Annotated in this window: 19 protein-coding genes; 6 read left to right on the top strand and 13 right to left on the bottom strand. The window is 72.9% G+C overall.

The genetic code is table 11. The features are described from left to right. The first annotated feature begins 127 nt into the window (after positions 1-127). Positions 128-1,024, top strand: coding sequence for a phosphatidylinositol-specific phospholipase C/glycerophosphodiester phosphodiesterase family protein (locus ACZ5PB_RS13645; RefSeq protein WP_468690698.1), 897 nt, complete (start codon positions 128-130; stop codon positions 1,022-1,024). Positions 1,025-1,030: 6 nt separating this feature from the next. Here the strand turns inward: ACZ5PB_RS13645 and ACZ5PB_RS13640 are convergent, their stop codons facing one another. Together ACZ5PB_RS13640 and ACZ5PB_RS13635 are read right to left on the bottom strand one after the other, a co-directional pair. Next, positions 1,031-1,390 carry a DUF779 domain-containing protein gene (locus ACZ5PB_RS13640; protein ID WP_468690696.1) on the bottom strand — a complete coding sequence of 120 codons (360 nt, stop codon included), beginning with the start codon at positions 1,388-1,390 and terminating at the stop codon, positions 1,031-1,033. Positions 1,391-1,472: 82 nt separating this feature from the next. Next, a complete protein-coding gene (locus tag ACZ5PB_RS13635) occupies positions 1,473-2,396 on the bottom strand; it encodes an alpha/beta fold hydrolase (RefSeq protein WP_468690694.1) in 924 nt (307 codons plus the stop codon). An 86-nt stretch (positions 2,397-2,482) separates the two neighbouring features. Here ACZ5PB_RS13635 and ACZ5PB_RS13630 point away from each other — a divergent pair, with 86 nt between their 5' ends. Further along, the gene (locus tag ACZ5PB_RS13630) at positions 2,483-3,172 is read left to right on the top strand and encodes a TetR/AcrR family transcriptional regulator (RefSeq protein WP_468690692.1); all 690 of its coding nucleotides are present in this window, start codon (positions 2,483-2,485) and stop codon (positions 3,170-3,172) included. Positions 3,173-3,249: 77 nt separating this feature from the next. Here the strand turns inward: ACZ5PB_RS13630 and pgm are convergent, their stop codons facing one another. Then, positions 3,250-4,899, bottom strand: a complete 1,650-nt coding sequence (gene pgm, locus ACZ5PB_RS13625) for a phosphoglucomutase (alpha-D-glucose-1,6-bisphosphate-dependent) (protein WP_468690691.1) — start codon at positions 4,897-4,899, stop codon at positions 3,250-3,252. A 222-nt stretch (positions 4,900-5,121) separates the two neighbouring features. Here pgm and ACZ5PB_RS13620 point away from each other — a divergent pair, with 222 nt between their 5' ends. The 3 genes from ACZ5PB_RS13620 to cobM all read left to right on the top strand — a co-directional run bounded on the left by ACZ5PB_RS13620 (position 5,122) and on the right by cobM (position 7,375). Next, positions 5,122-5,199, top strand: a complete 78-nt coding sequence (locus tag ACZ5PB_RS13620) for a 50S ribosomal protein L37 (protein WP_389253020.1) — start codon at positions 5,122-5,124, stop codon at positions 5,197-5,199. Between the two features lie 164 nt (positions 5,200-5,363). Next, positions 5,364-6,629, top strand: a complete 1,266-nt coding sequence (cbiE, locus tag ACZ5PB_RS13615; RefSeq protein WP_468690689.1) for a precorrin-6y C5,15-methyltransferase (decarboxylating) subunit CbiE — start codon at positions 5,364-5,366, stop codon at positions 6,627-6,629. Next, a complete protein-coding gene (gene cobM / locus ACZ5PB_RS13610) occupies positions 6,626-7,375 on the top strand; it encodes a precorrin-4 C(11)-methyltransferase (protein WP_468690688.1) in 750 nt (249 codons plus the stop codon). Before cbiE ends, cobM begins: the two co-directional genes overlap by 4 nt. 14 nt (positions 7,376-7,389) lie before the next feature. Here the strand turns inward: cobM and ACZ5PB_RS13605 are convergent, their stop codons facing one another. The 8 genes from ACZ5PB_RS13605 to ACZ5PB_RS13570 form a co-directional block, all read right to left on the bottom strand. Next, positions 7,390-8,070 (bottom strand): DUF5825 family protein, encoded by a 681-nt coding sequence (locus ACZ5PB_RS13605; protein WP_468690686.1) that lies wholly within the window; start codon positions 8,068-8,070, stop codon positions 7,390-7,392. Positions 8,071-8,135: 65 nt separating this feature from the next. Continuing rightward, positions 8,136-10,067 carry a RiPP maturation radical SAM C-methyltransferase gene (locus ACZ5PB_RS13600; RefSeq protein WP_468690684.1) on the bottom strand — a complete coding sequence of 644 codons (1,932 nt, stop codon included), beginning with the start codon at positions 10,065-10,067 and terminating at the stop codon, positions 8,136-8,138. Between the two features lie 118 nt (positions 10,068-10,185). Further along, on the bottom strand, positions 10,186-10,308 hold the full coding sequence (locus tag ACZ5PB_RS13595; protein WP_266661285.1) for a hypothetical protein: 123 nt from the start codon (positions 10,306-10,308) through the stop codon (positions 10,186-10,188). Continuing rightward, positions 10,268-12,223 carry a S9 family peptidase gene (locus ACZ5PB_RS13590; RefSeq protein WP_468690682.1) on the bottom strand — a complete coding sequence of 652 codons (1,956 nt, stop codon included), beginning with the start codon at positions 12,221-12,223 and terminating at the stop codon, positions 10,268-10,270. The genes ACZ5PB_RS13595 and ACZ5PB_RS13590 overlap by 41 nt, the downstream gene beginning before the upstream one ends. Then, positions 12,220-13,707 (bottom strand): MFS transporter, encoded by a 1,488-nt coding sequence (locus ACZ5PB_RS13585; protein WP_468690680.1) that lies wholly within the window; start codon positions 13,705-13,707, stop codon positions 12,220-12,222. The genes ACZ5PB_RS13590 and ACZ5PB_RS13585 overlap by 4 nt, the downstream gene beginning before the upstream one ends. A gap of 586 nt (positions 13,708-14,293) precedes the next feature. Beyond that, on the bottom strand, positions 14,294-14,770 hold the full coding sequence (locus ACZ5PB_RS13580; protein WP_468690678.1) for a hypothetical protein: 477 nt from the start codon (positions 14,768-14,770) through the stop codon (positions 14,294-14,296). Between the two features lie 19 nt (positions 14,771-14,789). After that, complete coding sequence (locus tag ACZ5PB_RS13575; protein WP_468690677.1) at positions 14,790-15,011, bottom strand: hypothetical protein; 222 nt, start codon at positions 15,009-15,011, stop codon at positions 14,790-14,792. Between the two features lie 199 nt (positions 15,012-15,210). Then, positions 15,211-16,377 (bottom strand): cobalt-precorrin-5B (C(1))-methyltransferase, encoded by a 1,167-nt coding sequence (locus ACZ5PB_RS13570; protein WP_468690675.1) that lies wholly within the window; start codon positions 16,375-16,377, stop codon positions 15,211-15,213. A gap of 11 nt (positions 16,378-16,388) precedes the next feature. Here ACZ5PB_RS13570 and ACZ5PB_RS13565 point away from each other — a divergent pair, with 11 nt between their 5' ends. Further along, positions 16,389-17,144 (top strand): cobalt-precorrin-6A reductase, encoded by a 756-nt coding sequence (locus ACZ5PB_RS13565; protein ID WP_468690673.1) that lies wholly within the window; start codon positions 16,389-16,391, stop codon positions 17,142-17,144. 60 nt (positions 17,145-17,204) lie between these two features. On the opposite strand, the gene ACZ5PB_RS13560 is transcribed toward ACZ5PB_RS13565, so the two are convergent. Both ACZ5PB_RS13560 and ACZ5PB_RS13555 read right to left on the bottom strand, forming a co-directional pair. Continuing rightward, entirely contained in the window at positions 17,205-18,731 is a 1,527-nt protein-coding gene (locus ACZ5PB_RS13560) for a precorrin-2 C(20)-methyltransferase (RefSeq protein WP_468690671.1), read from the bottom strand. Next, on the bottom strand, positions 18,728-19,354 hold the full coding sequence (locus ACZ5PB_RS13555; RefSeq protein ID WP_468690669.1) for a precorrin-8X methylmutase: 627 nt from the start codon (positions 19,352-19,354) through the stop codon (positions 18,728-18,730). Before ACZ5PB_RS13555 ends, ACZ5PB_RS13560 begins: the two co-directional genes overlap by 4 nt. Positions 19,355-19,385 lie beyond the last annotated feature (31 nt).

The raw sequence follows: 19,385 nt of genomic DNA, 5'->3' as shown, positions 1-19,385 counted from the left end.
GGCCCCCGTTGGTGAAGGGCGGTGGAACCCGGGACGAACTCCTGTGCGGAGGCTGCCGGTTGAGGTCCTCCTCGGCGGATACTCGGCCCAGTCCCCGCACCGTACCGCCGACCCCGGAGGCACCCACATGTCCCACACCACACGACGCGCGGCCGCCGCCACCTTCGCGGGGGTGCTCGTCGGTGCGGCCGGCTGGGCGAGCACCCTCCCGGCCTCCGCCACCGGCCCGGTCCCCGCAGCCGGCGCGGCACACCGCGAGCGCCCGCTGCGACGCGCCCACGCACACAACGACTACGAGCACCCGCGCCCGCTGCTGGACGCCCTGTCGTACGGTTTCACCAGCGTCGAGGCCGACATCCACCTCGTCGACGGACAGCTCCTGGTCGCCCACGACCCGGTGGACCTGGACCCGGCCCGCACCCTGGAGGCCCTCTACCTCGAACCCCTCGCCGCCCTGGTGCGGGCGAACCACGGCAGCGTCCACCGGGGCCACCGCAGGCCCGTACAGCTGCTGGTCGACATCAAGACGCAGGGCGAGGCCACGTACCTCGAACTGCACCGCAGGCTGCGCCCGTTCCGGCGGATGCTCAGTACGTACAGCGAAGGCCGGGTCCGCCTCGGCGCGGTCACCCCGGTGATCTCCGGCGACCGCGCGGCCCGCATCCCGATGGAGGCCCAGCGCACCCGCCACGCCTTCTACGACGGCCGCCTGGAGGACCTCGCGGCCCCCGTCCCCGCACCCGCCTCCTTCATCCCCCTCATCAGCACCAACTGGACGACCGGCTTCAGCTGGCTGGGCACCGGTCCCTTCCCGAAGGCCGAGCGCGACCGTCTGCACCAACTGGTCCGCACCGCCCACGGGCGCGGCCAGCGGGTCCGCTTCTGGGGCACCCCGGACCTGCCGGGCGCCGCCCGCGACGCCCTGTGGCACGAACTCCTCGCCGCCGACGTCGACCACCTCAACACGGACGACCTGGCGGGCCTGGAGAAGTTCCTGAGGAGGTACGACCGCAAGGGGGCGTGAGCCGTGTCAGATCACGCGTGACCTGATCAGGAACCGCACCCCTTCCGGGGCCTCCAGGGAGAAGCCGCTGCCCCGGCCCTCGACCACGTCCACGATCAGCCGGGTGTGCCGCCACACCTCGTACTGGCTGGTCGACATCCAGAACGGCACGGACTGTTTCACCCCCTCCACGTCGAGCGAGGCGAGCAGTACGTCCGAGCCGCCCGTGCGGAATTCGCCGTCCGGGTAGCACATGGGGGCACTGCCGTCGCAGCAGCCGCCCGACTGATGGAACATCAGAGGGCCGTGTGCGTCGCTGAGTTGGCGCAGCAGACCGGCGGCGGCGGGGGTCAGTTCGACGAGCGGGCTCTCGGGGACGGAAGGCATGTGTGCGGCCCCTCTCGGGTGGGCTGTGGCCCTCGGTTGTAGCCCGGCGGGCCGTGGCTCCCAGTCTCCCTCCGGCGGGGCGCTACCGGTAGGTGTCGGCCAGGGCGCGGACCTCGTCGGTGATGCGCTGCCAGGCGGGCTCCGGGAGTTCGTGGCCCACCTGCGGCAGCAGGACCAGCCGGGCGCCGGGGATGCGGGACGCGACGGCCCGCGCCGCACTCGGCTTGATCAGCGGGTCGTCCGCCCCGTGCAGTACGAGGGTGGGGCGGCTGACGGACTCGATCGGCGCCCCGTGCCACTGGGCGCCGATCTGCCGGCTCTGCGCCTCCTGGTCGTGCAGTCCGCCGTCCATGTTGCGTACGGCCGCGGCGCGCGCGGCCCGCTCGTCGAACGGCCTGGCCGGTGAGGTGAGCAACCGGGCCACCGCGACCCCGGCCTCGATGTCCCCCTCGGGAGTGTCCGGGAACTTCAGCCCGGCGAACTTGGCCAGGGTCCGCAGCCGGACGTACCGCAGACTGCGCAGTCCCGCGCAGTCGCCGGGGACGGCGGCCATCGTCGTGAGCGTGCGTACCCGCTCGGGGTGGCGCAGGGCCACCCGCTGTACGACCGCCCCGCCCAGTGAGACGCCGAGCAGGTGCGCCGACTCCCAGCCCAGTGCGTCCAGTACGGCGACGGTGTCGTCGACCATGTCCTCCGCCGTGTACGCCTCGCCGCTCCTGCGGAACAGGGCGGAGATGGGGTTGCGGGTGGCGGTGGGCGGCAGATGGGTGGACTCGCCGCCGTCGCGCTGGTCGTAGCGGGCCACCGCGAAGCCCCGGGCGGCGAGCATCCGGCACCACTCGTCCGGGATCCACCGGCGGTTGGCGCCGAGGCCGGTGGCGAGGAGCAGTGGTTCGCCACCGGCCCCCTCCGTCAACTGGTCGTAGGCGATGCGGATTTGGCCGTTCGTGGCGTGGCGGAGCGGGCCCCACGGGCTCGGGTTCGGGCTGGGTGACTGTGTGGACATGCGGAACCTCCCTGAAACTGCGATCGGTGTTCGCAGTTTTAGGGTAGGGGGTGAGTCACGGAAATGGAAACGAGACAGGTGGAGCGATGCCCGAGGAAACGGTGACCGTCTGGACGCGGCCCGAGCGTGGGGCCCGGGGGCCCGCCGCCGTGCACAGCCGCGCCGAGCTGACCGCCGCCGCCGTCCGGCTCGCGGACGGGGGCGGCCTGTCGGCGGTGTCCATGCGGCAGGTGGCGGCGGCCCTGGGGACCGGTCAGGCGTCCCTCTACCGCTATCTGTCCGGCCGGGACGACCTGCTCGACCTGATGAGCGACGCGGTGGTGGGCGAAGTCGACCTCGGAGTTCCGCTCCGGGGCGAGCCCGTGGAGGACCTGCTCGCACTGGCGGTGCGCACCAAGGCCGTCCTGCTGCGGCACGCCTGGCTGGCCGACGTACCGCCGGAGCCGCTCAGGCTGGGACCGCGCGGGCTGGACTACCTGGAGTACGCGCTGCGGGCGATGGCGCCCGCCGGGCTGCCCGGCCGTACGCAGACGGAGATCGTCGCGCTGATGAACGCGCTCGTCGCCCAGTTCGCCAGGGCGGAGGCGCAGGGCGGGCGCGCCGAGACCGGGCGGTCGGCCGCACAGGCCGCGTATCTCCGTGCGGCGGCGGCCGAGGGGGAACACCCGTTGATCGCGGCGGCGTTGGCCGACGGGGGCGGGGCCGGTCCGGACGAGCGGGCGGAGGACGGGTTCGAGCGGATGATGCGGAAGGTGCTGGGCGGGCTGTTGGCCTGAGCGGGCTCCCGGAACGGGGTGGGCCCCGGCCGGTGCAAGTCCGGTCGGGGCCCACGTGGTTGCTCCGTGCGGTCAGGTCAGGTCGCGTCCGCCGCCAGTGCCGCCGAGACGACCGCCTTGGCCTCCTCCTGCACCCGGCCCAGGTGCTCGGCGCCCCGGAAGGACTCCGCGTAGATCTTGTAGACATCCTCGGTGCCCGACGGCCGGGCCGCGAACCAGGCGTTCTCGGTGGTCACCTTGATGCCGCCGAGCGACGCGCCGTTGCCGGGGGCCGACGTGAGCACGGCCGTGACCGGCTCGCCCGCCAGGGTGTCCGCCGTGACCTGGGCGGGGGAGAGCTTTCCGAGCACGGCCTTCTCCGCCGGGGTGGCCGCCGCGTCGATCCGCGCGTACGCGGGCTCGCCGAACCGGGCCGTCAGGTCCGCGTAACTCTGCGACGGCGTACGCCCGGTGACGGCCAGCATCTCCGAGGCGAGCAGCGCCAGGATGATGCCGTCCTTGTCGGTGGTCCAGACCGAGCCGTCGCGGCGCAGGAACGACGCGCCCGCCGACTCCTCGCCGCCGAAGCCGAGCGAGCCGTCCGCCAGACCGTCCACGAACCACTTGAAGCCCACCGGGACCTCGACCAGCGTCCGGCCCAGGTCGGTGGCCACGCGGTCGATCATCGACGAGGAGACGAGGGTCTTGCCGACACCGGCCGTCGCCGCCCACTGCTCGCGGTGCGCGAACAGGTACGAGATCGCGGCGGCCAGATAGTGGTTGGGGTTCATCAGACCGCCGTCGGGGGTGACGATGCCGTGCCGGTCGGCGTCGGCGTCGTTGCCCGTGGCGATCTGGTAACGGTCGCGCTGCTCGATCAGCGAGGCCATCGCGTACGGCGAGGAGCAGTCCATCCGGATCTTCGCGTCCCAGTCCAGCGTCATGAAGCGCCAGGTGGGGTCGGTCAGCGGATTGACGACGGTGAGGTCGATGCGGTGCTGCTCGGCGATCCGGCCCCAGTACGCGACCGAGGCCCCGCCCAGCGGGTCCGCGCCGATGCGGATCCCGGCGGTGCGGACGGCGTCCAGGTCGAGTACGGAGGGCAGGTCGCTGACGTACGTGCCCAGGAAGTCGTACCGCCCGGTGGTCTCCAGGGTCAGCGCGCGGGCGTACGGGACGCGGCGGACGCCCTTGAGGCCGCCGGCGATCAGCTCGTTGGCGCGGTCCTGGATCCAGCCCGTCGCGGTGGAGTCCGCGGGGCCGCCGTTCGGCGGGTTGTACTTGAAGCCGCCGTCCGCCGGGGGGTTGTGCGAGGGGGTGACGACCACGCCGTCCGCGAGGGCGGTGGTGCGGCCCTTGTTGTGCGTGAGGATGGCGTGCGAGACGGCGGGGGTGGGCGTGTAGCCGTCCTGCGCGTCGATCAGTACGCGTACGTCGTTGGCGGCGAACACCTCGGTCGCGGTGACCTTGGCGGGCTCCGAGAGGGCGTGCGTGTCCGCGCCGAGGAACAGGGGTCCGTCGATGCCCTGGAGGGTGCGGTACTCGCAGATCGCCTGGCTGGTCGCGGCGATGTGGTCCTCGTTGAACGCGGTGTTGAGGGACGAGCCGCGGTGGCCCGAGGTGCCGAAGGCCACGCGTTGGCGGGGGTCGGCGGGGTCGGGGTGCAGTGCGTAGTACGCGGTCACCAGCCGGGACACGTCGACGAGATCTTCCGGTCGGGTCTGCTGTCCCGCTCGTTGGTGCGGCATCCGCCCGTTACCTCCATGGTGTGTCGCAATGCGGTCGGCACATTCTCCCGGACCGGCGGGGCTGATTGCACGCACGCATGTTCCCGCTGGTGGGGCAGGTGTGAGATGTGATGCGGTGGGGTAGCAGGGCCGAAGTCGACGAGTGGAATACCACCGTAAATGGGTGGAAACTCGTCGAAGAGTCACAGAATCACAGCAACATCGAACGTGAGGAGAAGCGCCATGTCGTCCAAGCGCCGCCGCAAGAAGAAGGCACGTCGCAAGAACGGTGCCAACCACGGCAGCCGCCCCCAGTGCTGAAGCACGGCTGACGTGGTGCCGAAGTGGCGTCCGCCCCGGTCGATCCGGAACGGGCGCCACTTCGCTGTGTGCCGGCAGCATGCCGCCCCACCTGGTCGGAGCCCGGCCGCGACCGGACAGTAGAGTTTCGGCTGCGTCGTCCCCCGAGCACAGAGGTACTGTCCGTGACCCCCGCACCACCCGCACCCCCAGCCCCGCCTGCGGTGACCGTCATAGGCATCGGCGCCGACGGATGGCCGGGACTGCCCGACACGGCACGCTCAGCACTCCTCGGCGCACAGGTTGTGATCGGAGGCGGACGCCAGCTGGGGCTGCTGCCGCCGTCCTGCACGGGCGAGCGCGTCCCCTGGCCCTCGCCGCTGCGGCCCGCCGTGCCGGGACTGCTCGCCGCCCACCGGGGGCGCAGTATCGCCGTACTGGCCAGCGGCGACCCGATGTTCTACGGCATCGGCCGGGCCCTCGCGGAAATCCTCGGCCCCGAGGCCCTGCACGTTCTGCCGCACCCGTCGTCCGTGTCGTACGCCTGCGCCCGCATCGGCTGGCCGCTGGAGGACACCGAGGTCGTCACTGTCGTCGGCCGCCCCACGGCCCGTATCGCGGCGGCCCTGCACGAAGGACGCCGGGTACTGGTCCTGAGCGCGGGCGCGGACACGCCCGCCGATGTGGCGGCGCTGCTGCGGGACCGGGGCTTCGGCCCGAGCCGCCTGCGGGTACTCGCACAGCTCGGCAGCGAGGAGGAGACCTGCACCGAAGGCACCGCCGACACCTGGGCCCACCCGCCGGGCGACCCGCTCAACGTCGTCGCCGTCGACTGCGCCCGCGCCCCCGGAGCGCTCCGCCTGGGCGCCGTCCCCGGACTGCCCGACGAGGCGTACGAGAACGACGGACAGCTCACCAAGCGCCACATCCGCGCCGCCACCCTCGCCACCCTCGCGCCCGCCCCCGGCGAACTCCTCTGGGACATCGGCGGCGGCTCGGGCTCCATCGCGATCGAATGGCTGCGCACCCACCCCTCCTGCCGGGCGATCACCGTGGAACGCGACCCGGTGCGGGCGGAGCGCATCGCCCGCAACGCCGACCGGCTCGGCGTGCCCGCCCTGCGCGTGGTCACCGGCCGCGCCCCCGCCTCCCTGGCCGGACTGCCGGCCCCCGACGCCGTGTTCATCGGCGGCGGACTCACCGCCCCCGGCCTCCTCGACGCCTGCTGGGACGCGCTCCCGGCCGGCGGCAGGCTGGTCGCCAACACCGTCACCCTGGAGTCCGAGGCGCTCCTCGCCTCCTGGCACCGCCGCCACGGCGGCGGTCTCGTACGGCTCGCGGTCGCCCACGCGGTACCCGTCGGGGGCTTCACCGGGTGGCGGCAGGCGATGCCGGTGACCCAGTGGTCCGTGACCAAATCCCTCGCCACCCCTTCTGGAGATGCCTCATGACCGTGTACTTCATCGGCGCCGGCCCCGGCGCGGCCGACCTGATCACAGTGCGCGGTGCCCGCACGCTCGCCGCATGTGACGTCTGCCTGTACGCGGGCAGCCTGGTCCCCCGCGACCTGCTCGCGGAATGCCCGCCGGACGCGCGCCTGGTCGACACCGCCCAGCTGGACATCGAGCAGATCACCGCGGAACTGGTCGCCGCCCACCAGGCGGGCCACGACGTCGCTCGCCTGCACTCCGGAGACCCGTCCGTCTTCAGCGCGGTCAACGAGCAGATGCGCCGCCTGGACGAGGCGGGAGTCCCCTACGAGGTCATCCCGGGCGTCCCCGCCTTCGCCGCCGCCGCGGCCGCCCTCAAGCGGGAACTGACCGTCCCCACCGTCGGCCAGACCGTCATCCTCACCCGCATCGCACAGCGGGCCACCGCCATGCCGGAGGGCGAGGACCTGGCGACGCTGGGGCGCAGCGGGGCGCTGATCGTCCTGCACCTGGCCGCGCAGTACGTGGACCGGGTCGTCGCGGAACTGGTCCCGCACTACGGGACGGACTGCCCGGCCGCAGTCGTCGCCTACGCGTCCAGGCCGGACGAGATCGTGCTGCGGGGCACGCTGGAGGACATCGCTGCGCAGGTCAAGGACGCCGGTGTGCTGCGCACGGCAGTGATCATGGTGGGCCGCACGCTGGGCGCGGAGCAGTTCCGGGACAGCCACCTGTACTCCCCGGCGAGGGACCGTCACGTGTGCTGAGGGACGGGTGGCGCTCAGATGGCCATGGCCTCCTGGGTCCACCGGCTCACCCGGTACGGCACCCACCAGGCCAGTGGGCCCAGGTGCAGGACGAGACGCTCCTCGGTGAAGTCGTCGAGGGCGTCCCGGGGAACGGAGTCCCTGGGAGCCCCCTGGGCGAGCGCGTCGACGGCGGTGCGGTAGTGCGGTTCGTCGGCGGTGAAGCGTTGCAGGTTGCCCCAGCGGCGGTCGCGGATCTGGAAGAACCCGGGACCGTCGCGCCACAGGCACTTGCCCAGGTAGTGCCCGCTGCGCCAGGTCGCCAGCGCGGCTTCGGGGTCGGGGTGGCCGTGCAGCGTGCGGGGCGGCTGGAGGTGGCTGAGGACGAGGGTGTCGTCGGGGCGGGCCGCAGCCAGGCGCAGGTCCCAGTCGACGAGTACGGCGCGGGCGGTCAGGTCGCGGACCAGGCTGAGCGCGCGCACGGTGCGGCGGGCCGCCGTGAGGCCGTCGGTCGCGGTGAGGTCGACGGGCGCGGTGAGCCGGACCCGGCGGGCCCCGCCGTCCCAGAGCCGGTCGGCCTCGACGTCCACGGGGCCGGTCAGTTCGAGATCGCCGAGCAGCATTCCGGGCAGGGCGCAGGCGGCCTCGTCGTAGTCGCGCCAGGCGGTGACGGCGAGCGGGGAGGTCGTGTCGGAGGGGGCGAGGGCTGTGTCCATGGCGGCGGTCTCTCGTCTCGTGTCGGGGGAGCGGCGTGCCGGGGAGGGCCTGTGCGTGGGCCGGTTCAGGCCGGCACGGGGGTGAGGTCCGGGGCGGTGTCCTCGTCCGGTGCGGGTGCCGCGTGCAGGTGGCGCATGAAGTCCAGGCGCAGCAGGTCCTCGTTGACCGCTGCCGGGGCGAGGTGGACGTAACTCCCGGCATCGGTGAAGACCAGCCCGATGCGCACCCACTCGGTGAGCAGTTCCTCGACGTCGGCCTCGGTGCGGTCATGGTCCCGGACGCGTGCGGTCGCCTTGCGCAGGAGGGCGGCGGGCGCGTGCGGCTGGTCCAGGAGGCGGAAGAGGGCGACCTCGAACGGGTCGGTGAGCTCCTTCGTGCGCCAGTCGAAGGCTCGCCGCCTGCTGACCAGGACGATGCGGCCGCCCAGGTCGGTGTGGGTGAGGCGGGCGTCCGCGTGATGTTTCTTCCACAGCGCGAGGGCGTCGTTGAGAGCGGAGACGGTGGGCTCGGAGATGCCTCTCTCGGGGGCCTCGAAGACGTACGCGAGGTCGTAGAGCTCCTGCTCGGGCAGGTCGTAGGTGAAGCGGTAGTGCGCCTCGGGGCGCAGCCCGTCGAAGCCGAGTTCGGGTCGGTTGAAGTACGGGCTGAAGCGCTCGATGGCGATGCGGGCCGAGAGGTCGACGGGCGGATCGAGGTGTTCGAGGGCGGCTATCTGTCCGATGACGCCCTCGTAGTCCTCGGCGCTCTCGCCGGGGAAGCCGTGCAGGTAGTTCCAGGAGACGGAGAGGCCGGTCTCGGCGCCGTCGCGGAGCATGCGCACGTTCTGGCAGCCGCTGACGCCCTTGTCCATCAGATCCAGGACGCGGTTGTTGAGGGACTCGATGCCGGGCTGGACGTAGATGAGACCGGCGTCGGAGAGGGTGCGAAGCTGGTTGCGGCGCATGTTGGCCTTGATCTCGATGTGCAGGCGCAGGTCGTAGCCGCTCTCGATGATGCGGGGCAGCACGGTGTTCAGATAGCCCATGTCGAGGATGTTGTCGACGACGTACATGTCGAGGACCTTGTGCTTGCGTGCCAGGTCCATGATCTCGTCGTAGAAGACCTCGGGGCTCTTGCTGCGGAACTGCATGAAGGAGCCGTTGAGCCCGCAGAACGTGCAGTGGTGCTTCTCGCCCCACCAGCAGCCGCGCGCACCCTCGACGACGAGTTTCGGCTCGACCCAGTTGCGGGCGACGGAGGCGGCGAGGCGCTCGAAGTAGCCGCTGTAATCGGGCGGCAGGATCGTGGCGGGCGGCAGCGGGCTGGTCGCCATGGCGTTGGCGACGGACTCCCCGTCGTCGGTGCGCCGGCACAGGCCGGAGACCTTGCTCAGGTCGCCGTCCTCGTTGAGCGCGGTGAGCAGTTGCGGGAAGGCGGCCTCGCCCTCGCCCCGTACGACGAAGTCCACGAATTCGAAGTTGCGGTGCAGGGCGGCACCCTGTTCGGCGTCGCAGTTGGCGCCGCCGATGACCGTCCTGATGTGCGGGGCGAGCCGCTTGACGTGCTTGGCGGCGGCCAGCGCGGCGGTGTTCTGCTGGAACGTGGAGGTGAAGCCGACGACGTCGGGGTTCTCCGCGACGATACGCCGGGCGATCTCGTCGACGAACTCCGGTACTACGGCGTGCAGTTCGTGGGACATCTTCATGCGGGCCTTGTTCAGGCGGGTCCGCATGGTCTCGGTGAACTCCTTCTCGCGCCAGGCGGGGTCGTCGTACAGGGCGGAGGAGAACACCCAGTCGCCGCAGCCCATGAAGTACGAGGACAGAGCGTAGTACTCGTAGTCGTCGGCGGTGAACTCGGTGCGGTCGGTGACCCAGTCGGTGAATTCGAGGTTGGCGTGCAGAACGGTCGCCGACGCGCCGGGCACGCGCTCGTCGACGCTGCGCTTGAGTATCCCCAGGGCGAGCGACGGAAGGTCGATGGGCGACCAGGGCATGTTGACGAGCAGGACACGCACGGGGAGCACTCCTTGGGGGGTTGCGGGGAGGGGTGGAGCCGGTCCGGGGCGCGCACGTCCCGGACCGGTCCTTCGGAGCGGGCCTGACCGGCCCTCCGGAGCGGGAGCGGGGTTGCCCCTACTCCTCGTCCTGGCCTTCCTCGGTGTTGCGGAAGGGAACCGTGACGGTGATGCCGACGCTCGGCTTGCGGTTCTCCTCGTCACCCGCGAGCGGGTCGTTGTTGATGATGTCCTTCTGCATGGTGGGTCGTCCTCTCCGTGGGATGGTGCGGTGTGCTGCCTCCGGCCGGTGCGGCGGCGTGCTCCGCGGGACCGGACTCCCCACGCCGGGTGGCGGGGGATGCTGTGGGGGTGGTGCGTCGACGGCGGGCGGGGGACGTGCTGCCCCGCAGGGCGCGGTCGAGGAAGACGACGGACTCGCGCAGGGCGTGCACGTGGTCGGCGCCGTCGTAGCCGTCGTGGCCGGTGTCCAGCCACAGGACCTCGTGCTCCTTGTGATGCCTCGTCAAGTCGGCCGAGTACGCCAGTACTTGGCCCGGTGGACACTTGGCGTCGTGCCGGGCCGCGACGATCAGGAGGGGTGCGTCGAGGTGCCTGAGGTAGGTGTGGGGCGAACTGCGGGCGTAGAGCTCGGGCAGTTCCTCGGGGGTGCCGCCGAAGAGGCGTTCGTCGAGGGCGCGCAGTGCGGGGGTGGTGGTGGCGTGGGCCAGCGCGAGATGAGCGACGGGCTTCACGGCCACTCCCGCCTGCCAGAGGCCGGGATGCACGCCGAGCGCGAGCAGAGTGAGGTAGCCGCCCCACGACGTGCCCGACAGGGCGAGCGAGTCGGGGTCCGCCCAGCCCCGTGCGACGAGGTCGGCGCGGGCGGCGGCCAGGTCGGCGACCTGAGTGAGGCCGACGCCTTCGCTCATCGCGGTCCGCCAGGCGGGACCGTACCCGGTGGAGCCCCGGTAGTTGACGCGGGCGACGCCGAAACCGGAGGCCACCAGGGAGTGCACGGTGCCGTCGTAGGCGTCCCGGTCGTGGTCGGCCGGCCCGCCGTGCACGAGGAACACCGTGGGCACGGGGCCGCGCGCCCCCTCGGGAAGAGTGACCAGGGTGTGCAGGTCGCCGTCGGGGCCCGGGGTCCACAGATCGTGCGACACGCCGGGCAGGGGGGCGGGTAATCGCGGCAGGTTCGGCAGCGGGGTGCCGGTGCTGGAGAGGGTGCGGGGAGGTTCGGCGGTGCTGGTCCAGAGAGTGTGGAGGTCGCCGCCCGTGTGTTCGGCGGCGTCCAGGAGGGTGCCGGGGGCGGTGGGCAGGACGGTGAGTGTGCGGGCGGCGAGGTCGGCGCGGTGCAGGATGCTGCGCCCGTGCCGGTCCTGCCGGACCAGGACGCCGTCGCCCTCCGGCCGCCACCGCGCGGTGATCTCGGTGTCGAACGAGGCCCAGGTGTGGGTGACGGGTTCTCCGCCCGGCCGCCAGGTGGCGAGGAGATAGCGCCCGCCGTCCTCCCGTACGAGCAGCAGGTCCTGGGCGCCGGACCGGGGGGTGAAGCCGAGCGCCCACAACGCCCCTCCCTCGCCGTGGAGCCGGGTGACGGGTGAACCGTCATGGGCGCGGAACACGGTGACCGCCTGCGAGGAGCGGGCCTGGCCGGCGACGGCCAGCAGCTCCCCGTCGGAGCTGATGCCGGTCAGGGAAGCCTGGTACGGGAGCCGGACGACCGGGCGGGCGGCACCGCCGCGCCGTCCCAGGTGCACGGTGGTGCTGACCGCGTCGCCCAGCGCGAGAGCGACGACCCCGCCCGGGCCGACGGCGAGCCCGCGTGCCTGACCGGCGGGCACCCCGCGCAGGCCGTCGTGCGTCTGACCGCCGTCGAAGGCCCGGAACCGCCACCGGCCGCTCCCGTGCGCGTCCTCCTCGAACCACCAGACGTGGGCGTCGGCGTCGATCGAACAGTGGAAGGTGCCACCGCGCCGGCCGGTGACCTGGCGGGCGGTGGCGGTGGCCGTGTCCCAGGTGAAGACCTCACAGCGGCCGTCGGCGTCGGCGGTGAACACCATGCGGGCGGGATCGGAGGCGCACACCTCGGGCAGGGCCGCGCGGAAGACGCGGTAGCGCGGGGCAGGGGGCTGCGGGACGGGCGAGCCCGGTCCGGCTTCGGCGGTCGTCACGGGGCACCCCCGACGCCGTCGGCGGATCGCGCGCCCTGCCCGCCGTGGCGAGCGCCGAGCGTGTGGGGACGGGCCCGGGTGGTGTACGCCGCCAGGGCCAGCAGCGCCCCGGCGCAGCCGAGGGCCGGCCCCGCCGTGCCCGCCCCGGCGAGCAGGCCGGCCGCCGCGGGACCGAGTGCGGCCGCTCCTCCCGCCCCGGTGGCCAGGAGGGCCCCGGCACGGGCCTGGAGGTGCGCGGGGGTGGCGGCGATGGCCCGGGACTGCAGGACGACGGTGGCCACGGGCATGGCCAGGCAGATCCCCCCGAACAGCACGGCCTGCCACCAGGGGGAGCCGGTGACGGCCAGCGCCCCGGTGAGCGGTACGAGCAGCCAGGTCACCGCGAGGACGCCGCGAGCGGCGCCGATGCGGACGGCGAGTGAGGGGGCGGCCAGTGCGCCGGCGATTCCGGCGGCTCCGGCGACGGCCAGGACCGCACCGGTGGCGGTGCCGCCGTGGCCGTCGCGCTGGAGGGTGAACAGGACGCCGAAGTAGAGCGCCGCCAGCACCCCGTTGACGACGGAGGTCCACAGCAGCACCAGACGCAGGATCGCGGAACTCGCCACGAGGCGCAGCCCGGCCAAGAGTTCGCCGCGGAGCGGGGTACGGGCGCGTGAGGGGGCGGCGTCTGCCGGGGCGTCCGGCGTCCCCGTCGCCGGGACGGCCCCGGCGAGGGGCGGTTCGTCCGCGGCCACTGCGGGACGTGCGCCCCGAAGCCCCTCCGGGTGTTGCACCGGCGGTGTGCTCCGCCGCTCGGCCGGGCGTCCCTCCGACGGTCCGCCCTTTGCGACCGGGCCTTGTGTCGCCTGCGCCGGGGCGCGCAGGTCGGCGCGCATGAACCGCACGCAGAGGGCGGTCACCGCGTAGGAGAGGGCGTCGACGGCGAAGGGCAGGGCGCGGCCCACCTGGTACAGGGCGCCGCCGAGCACCGGCCCGAGGACGAGGGCCAGCCGTTCCCCGACCTCCAGCCGTGCCACCGTGCGGGCGTATCCCTCGGGCGGGGTGAGGAGGGCGACCGTGCCGCGCGCGGCGGCCTCGTACACGGCGGTGGCGAACCGTTCCACCAGCACTCCGGCCAGCACCAGCGCCAGGGGTGGGCGACCGGTGGCGACCGCGCCCGCCACGATCGCCATGGCCAGTGCGGCCACGCACGCGGACCCGACCATCACGGGCTTGCGGGCCCCCCGGTCGGCGGGGACGGCCGCCAACGGGCCGAGGACCAGACCGAGTACGGCGGACGCGGCCACGACCCCGCCGACCGCGGCGGGCGAGTGGCCGAGGGCCAGCAGCAGGAGCGGGAGGACCACGCCGGAGGTCTGGCTGCCGAGCGCGTCGGCGGTCTGGGAGCACCAGAAGAGGCGCGCGTCGCGAGGTGCGGTCCCGGCCGCCGCGGGGCCGGACGCGACCGCGTCGCGGTCCGTGTGCGGCGCCGGGTTCTTCGCCATCCCCGCTCCCTTCCGGTTGCCCCTGGACCTCGTCCCCGAGTGCGGTGCGGGCCGTGCACCTCGTGTCTGCGGGCACGGCAAAGCTGTTCACCATTGGTCCAAGAAATTGCAGAAAATGCGAAGGAACTGAAACGAGCCGGAGCCTAACCACCTGACTTCGGACGCCACAAGACCTCTGGTGACTGTGTGGCGGGCCGCTTCGCGGCTCAATTCCGCTTGCGGGCAAGGAGGTTGTACGGGGGTGCGACGTGCGTTCGACGCTTACCGGGAGAAGGGTTCCGGCGCCGTGCCGCGCACCCGAGGAAGGGAATCGGCGTCGAACGGAGAATTCGCGCGGGCACACATGGGCCCGGCGACCTGGTAGAGAACCGGACCAGTGACTTCCCGAAGGCGAACCGGGGAGACGTGCGTTCCACGCGCACTCCGGGGGACGTGGTGCCCGTGAAGGGCAATGCTTCGACAAAGCCCCACACCTGCGGGTTCCGTGCCGAATGCCCTTTCCCCCGCCATCATTGGCCGGAAGAGGTCCTGTGCCGCTGCGGGGCCACGGCCGACTTTCGCGCCGTTCGGCCGTGGCCCCGCACGTTCACCCGGCTCGCTCCGCCTCGGCGATCCAGCTCTCCAACTGCTCCACGGTCGTGGCCGGATCGGCGACCAGCGCGGCGAGGCGGTCGTCGACGGAGTTGAGCGTGGCGAGGGCAGGACAGCGGTGACAGGCGTCCACTCCTGTCTGGTGCCACCACTTGCAGCGCGGCCGCAGGTGGCACCGCGGCACGGCTCCACTGTCGCGCGGGGCGGGCAGGGTCTGGATGCGCCGGATCAGACCGCAGTCGTCACCCACCCGGTTCGCGCAGGCCGACGTGCAGTGCGAGGCGAACCGCAGCACCCTGCTGGGAGCGATGCCTTCGGGAACGCTCGACAGCACGGCTGCCGCGGGCACCGGTTCGTCGAGGTAGACGACCTGGCCGTGCTCGCCCGACCGCACGCCCAGTACGAGGGACTCCGGACGGTGGGCGTCTCCGCTGGGACACCATGCGGTGTGGTCTGTGCCGTGATCGTCCACAGTGCGCACCTCCGCGCTGTCAGGAGGACGTGGACGCGGCGGCGGCAGGGTTGACGACCATGCCCAGGATCGGCCCGCCGGTGGTCCCGCCCAGCTGCTGCTCGGCGGCGACGGCCTTCTGGAGGTGCGCGGAGAGGTTCTGCGCACCGGTTCTCTCGGCCGCGTGGGAGACGCCGCCGACGGCGAACAGCCCGGTGACGAGGGCCGCGGTGGCGGCAGCGGTACGGACAGTGGGGTTCATTCGCTCACTCCTTGACAGGGACGTGACGCTTGGCAAGGGCGACCGTATGCACCAACTCCGGTGTGGGGAAGGCGATGTGGAGCGTACTTCTGTTCGTCAAAGTGAGGAGGGCGACGTAGCTGCGCCTCGGCGTCCCGATGTGCGAACGGGGGCTCGGCACTCCCGTGCGGGAGGGGCGCCGCGCCCCGTACCCCGCCCCTCAGCGCACGCCGCTGCGCCCCACGACCGTCCCCGCCCGGTCGATGCAGATGACGTCCACCGCGACCGGCGCCCCGCGCAGCACGGACAGCGCCTCGTCGCGGGCCACCACCGCCACCAGGTCACCGAGCGGCACCCCGTGCTCCTGGCACAGCCGGAGTGCGGCGAGACCGGTGTTGGCGGCGGCGATCTCCGCCGCCAGGGCGTCGTCGGCGCCGCCGCGCCGGGCCAGTTCCGCCAGGAAGCCCTTGTCGACCTGGGAGCGGCCGGAGTGCAGGTCCATGTGACCGGCCGCCAGCTTCGACAGCTTGGCGAAGCCGCCGCAGATCGTCAGCCGGTCCACCGGATGACGGCGTACGTACTTCAGGACCGCGCCCGCGAAGTCCCCCATGTCGAGCAGGGCGATCTCCGGCAGCCCGTACTCGGCCACCACCGTCTTCTCCGACGTCGACCCGGTGCAGCCCGCCACGTGCGTGTGCCCGGCCGCCTTGGCCACGTCGACCCCCCGGCGGATCGAGTCGATCCACGCCGAGCAGGAGTACGGCACGACGACACCCGTGGTGCCGAGGATGGAGAGGCCGCCGAGGATGCCGAGGCGGCCGTTCCAGGTGGAGCGGGCGATCTCCTCGCCGTGGTCCACGGAGACGGTCACCTCGACGTCGCCGGTGGTGCCGTGCTCGGCCGCCACCCGGGCCACGTGCTCGCGGATCAGCTGCCGGGGCACCGGGTTGATGGCGGGCTCGCCCACGTCCAGGGGCAGCCCGGGGAGGGTGACCGTGCCGACGCCGGGGCCCGCCCGGAACACCACGCCCGAGCCCGGCGGCAGCCGCCGTACCGTCGCGCGCACCAGCGCCCCGTGCGTCACGTCCGGGTCGTCGCCCGCGTCCTTGACCACTCCGGCCGTCGCACGGTCGCCGTCCGGCTCCTCGATCAGCTCCTCGACCGCGAGGGCGAACGCGGGGGTCTGGCCGCGCGGCAGGGTGATCGTCACCGGGTCGGGGAAGTCCCCGCCCAGCAGGGCCGTGTACGCGGCGGTGGTGGCCGCCGTCGCACAGGCACCGGTCGTCCAGCCGGAGCGCAGACCGGTGTGCTTGAGTTGGGCGTCGCGACCGCCCTCGGCGGCGGGCCGCCCCTTGCCCGAATCACTCGTATCACTCGTGTCACTCATGGATGGATCCCGTGCACATACTCGTTCTCGGCGGTACGACGGAGGCGCGGCACCTCGCCGCACTCCTGGTGGACTTTCCGGGCATCAGGGTCACCAGTTCACTCGCCGGACGGGTCGCCAGCCCGAAGCTGCCGCCCGGCGAGGTACGGATCGGGGGGTTCGGCGGCGCCGACGGACTGGCCGCATGGCTGCGTACCCACCAGGTGGACGCGCTCATCGACGCCACCCATCCTTTCGCCGGAACGATCAGTTCGAACGCGGCCACCGCGGCCGCCGCTGCCCATGTTCCCCTGCTGGCGTTGCGCCGGCCCGGCTGGGCGGCCGGTGAGGGCGACCGCTGGCACCCGGTCGGCTCACTGGCCGAAGCCGCCGACGCGCTGCCCGCACTGGGCGGGCGGGTCTTCCTCACCACCGGGCGGATGGGCCTCGCCGCCTTCGCGGGGCTGGGGGAGCAGTGGTTCCTGATGCGGTCGGTGGACGCTCCCGACGGCCCCTGCCCGCCGCGCATGGAGGTGCTCCTCGACCGGGGCCCCTTCACCCTCGAAGGGGAACGCGAACTGATCGCCCGCCACCGCATCGACGTGCTCGTCACCAAGGACAGCGGCGGCGCGGCCACCGCACCCAAGCTGACCGCCGCCCGCGAGGCCGGGATCCCGGTGGTCGTGGTGCGCCGACCGCCGGCCCCCGAGGGCGTACCGGAGGCGGGGACCCCGGAAGCGGCCGTGGCCTGGTTGCGCGAGCACTGGTCCGCTCGCGCAACCACGTGAGCGTCAGTCCGCTCGCGCAACCACGTGAGCGCTGATCCGCCCGCGCAACCAGCAGGGCTCTCAGAGCTCCGGATACCGCCGGGGCGTCCAGACGATCCGCTCCCCGTCGTCGCCCCGCCGCTCCCACCGCGTCTGCGACGAGCCGACGATCAGCAGGGTCCGCATGTCGACCTCCGCCGGGTCGAGGTCCCCGAGCCGTACCGTCCGTACGTGCTCGGTGGGCCCGCCCACGTCCCGGCCGAGCACCACCGGGGTGTCCGGCGAACGGTGCTCAAGCAGCAGGTCCCTGGCCTTGCCGACCTGCCAGGTACGGCTGCGCGAACCGGGGTTGTACAGCGCCAGCACCAGGTCCGCCGAGGCCGCCGCGCGCAGCCGCTCCGCGATGACCTCCCACGGCTTCAGCCGGTCGGAGAGCGAGATCGTCGCGTAGTCGTGCCCCAGCGGCGCACCCGCCTTCGCGGCGGCGGCGTTCGCGGCCGTCACACCGGGCAGCACCCGTACCGGAACCTGCGCGTACTCCTTCTGCGTGGCGACCTCCAGGACCGCCGTCGCCATCGCGAAGACACCCGGGTCACCGCCCGACACCACGGCGACCCGCCGCCCGCGCCGCGCCAGATCCAGCGCGAACTCGGCGCGCTCCGACTCCACCTTGTTGTCCGAGCCGTGCCGCACCTGCCCCGGCCGCACCGGCACCCGGTCCAGGTACGTCGTGTACCCGACCAGGTCGTCGGCGGCGGCCAGCGCACCGCGCGTCTCGGGGGTCAGCCACAGCGGCCCGGCCGGACCCGTCCCGACCACGACCACCTCGCCGTCCCCCTCGGCACGCGGCACCGGAGCCTCGGTGTGCGCGGAACCGACCCGGCTGGGCAGCACCGCGACCGCGAAGTACGGCACCGAATCCGCGTCCACGTCCGCCAGTTGACCGGTGCGCTCACCGGCCATCGTCGCGCGCTCCACATAGCGGGCCTCGGCCAGCCGGCCCGACGCCTCGAAGGCGCCGCGCACCGCGGGGAACGTACGCCCCAGCTTCATCACCACGGCCGCGTCCGTCGCGGCGAGCCGGGCCGTCAGCTCCTCCTCGGGCAGCGTGCCCGGCAGGATCGTCAGCACCTCCTCGCCCTCGACGAGCGGCGTGCCCAGCCGGGCCGCCGCCGCGCTCACCGAGGTCACCCCGGGGATCACCTCGGTGGCGAACCGGTCCGCGAGCCGCTTGTGCATGTGCATGTACGAGCCGTAGAAGAGCGGATCGCCCTCGGCGAGCACCGCCACCGTGCGCCCCGCGTCGAGGTGCACCGCGAGACGGGCCGCCGCCTCCTCGTAGAACTCCTCCAGCGCCGCCCGGTAGCCGCCCGGGTGGTCGGTCGTCTCCGTCGTGACGGGGTAGACGAGGGGTTCCTCGATGTGGTCCTCGCGCAGGTGCCCCGCCGCGATGGAACGCGCTATGGACCGCCCGTGCCGGGCGCTGTGATACGCGATCACGTCAGCCCCCGCGATGACCTCCACCGCGCGCAACGTCATCAGCGACGGATCGCCGGGACCGAGACCGACTCCGTAAAGACGGCCCTTGACCTGCCCGTTGCTGCTCATTCTTCCTCGCTGGCGATCGCGTTGAGCGCGGCGGCGGCGATCGCGCTGCCCCCGCGCCGGCCGCGCACGATCAGGTGCTCAAGACCGGACTCGTGCACCGACAGTGCCTCCTTGGACTCCGCCGCACCCACGAACCCGACCGGTACACCGATCACGGCCGCCGGACGCGGCGCCCCCGCCTCGATCATTTCCAGGAGCCGGAAGAGCGAGGTCGGCGCGTTGCCGACCGCCACCACGGAGCCTTCGAGACGGTCGCGCCACAGCTCCATCGCCGCCGCGCTGCGGGTCGTCCCGAGCTCCTTGGCGAGATCCGGCACCGACGGGTCGGACAGCGTGCACACCACGTCGTTGTCGGCGGGCAGCCGCTTGCGGGTGACTCCGCTGGCCACCATCTGCACGTCGCACAGGATCGGGGCGCCGGAGCGCAGCGCCGCCCGAGCACTGGCGACCACGTTCGGGCTGAACGCCAGGTCGCGCACCAGGTCGACCATGCCGCAGGCGTGGATCATACGGACCGCGACCTGGCTGACGTCGGCGGGCAGACCCGCCAGATCCGCCTCGGCGCGGATCGTGGCGAAGGACTGGCGGTAGATCGCCGGTCCGTCCTTCTCGTACTGATGCACTGTGCTGTCGCTCTCTTCTGCGGGCGTGAGA

Source organism: Streptomyces sp. NPDC032721 (assembly GCF_055579625.1).
This window is presented reverse-complemented; position numbering and strand designations above follow the sequence as displayed.

Coding starts and splice junctions, on each gene's coding strand:
- ACZ5PB_RS13645 (WP_468690698.1), top strand. CDS start 128: ATGTCCCACACCACACGACGCGCGGCCGCCGCCACCTTCGCGGGGGTG.
- ACZ5PB_RS13640 (WP_468690696.1), bottom strand. CDS start 1,390: ATGCCTTCCGTCCCCGAGAGCCCGCTCGTCGAACTGACCCCCGCCGCC.
- ACZ5PB_RS13635 (WP_468690694.1), bottom strand. CDS start 2,396: ATGTCCACACAGTCACCCAGCCCGAACCCGAGCCCGTGGGGCCCGCTC.
- ACZ5PB_RS13630 (WP_468690692.1), top strand. CDS start 2,483: ATGCCCGAGGAAACGGTGACCGTCTGGACGCGGCCCGAGCGTGGGGCC.
- pgm (WP_468690691.1), bottom strand. CDS start 4,899: ATGCCGCACCAACGAGCGGGACAGCAGACCCGACCGGAAGATCTCGTC.
- ACZ5PB_RS13620 (WP_389253020.1), top strand. CDS start 5,122: ATGTCGTCCAAGCGCCGCCGCAAGAAGAAGGCACGTCGCAAGAACGGT.
- cobM (WP_468690688.1), top strand. CDS start 6,626: ATGACCGTGTACTTCATCGGCGCCGGCCCCGGCGCGGCCGACCTGATC.
- ACZ5PB_RS13605 (WP_468690686.1), bottom strand. CDS start 8,070: ATGGACACAGCCCTCGCCCCCTCCGACACGACCTCCCCGCTCGCCGTC.
- ACZ5PB_RS13595 (WP_266661285.1), bottom strand. CDS start 10,308: ATGCAGAAGGACATCATCAACAACGACCCGCTCGCGGGTGACGAGGAG.
- ACZ5PB_RS13585 (WP_468690680.1), bottom strand. CDS start 13,707: ATGGCGAAGAACCCGGCGCCGCACACGGACCGCGACGCGGTCGCGTCC.
- ACZ5PB_RS13575 (WP_468690677.1), bottom strand. CDS start 15,011: ATGAACCCCACTGTCCGTACCGCTGCCGCCACCGCGGCCCTCGTCACC.
- ACZ5PB_RS13570 (WP_468690675.1), bottom strand. CDS start 16,377: ATGAGTGACACGAGTGATACGAGTGATTCGGGCAAGGGGCGGCCCGCC.
- ACZ5PB_RS13560 (WP_468690671.1), bottom strand. CDS start 18,731: ATGAGCAGCAACGGGCAGGTCAAGGGCCGTCTTTACGGAGTCGGTCTC.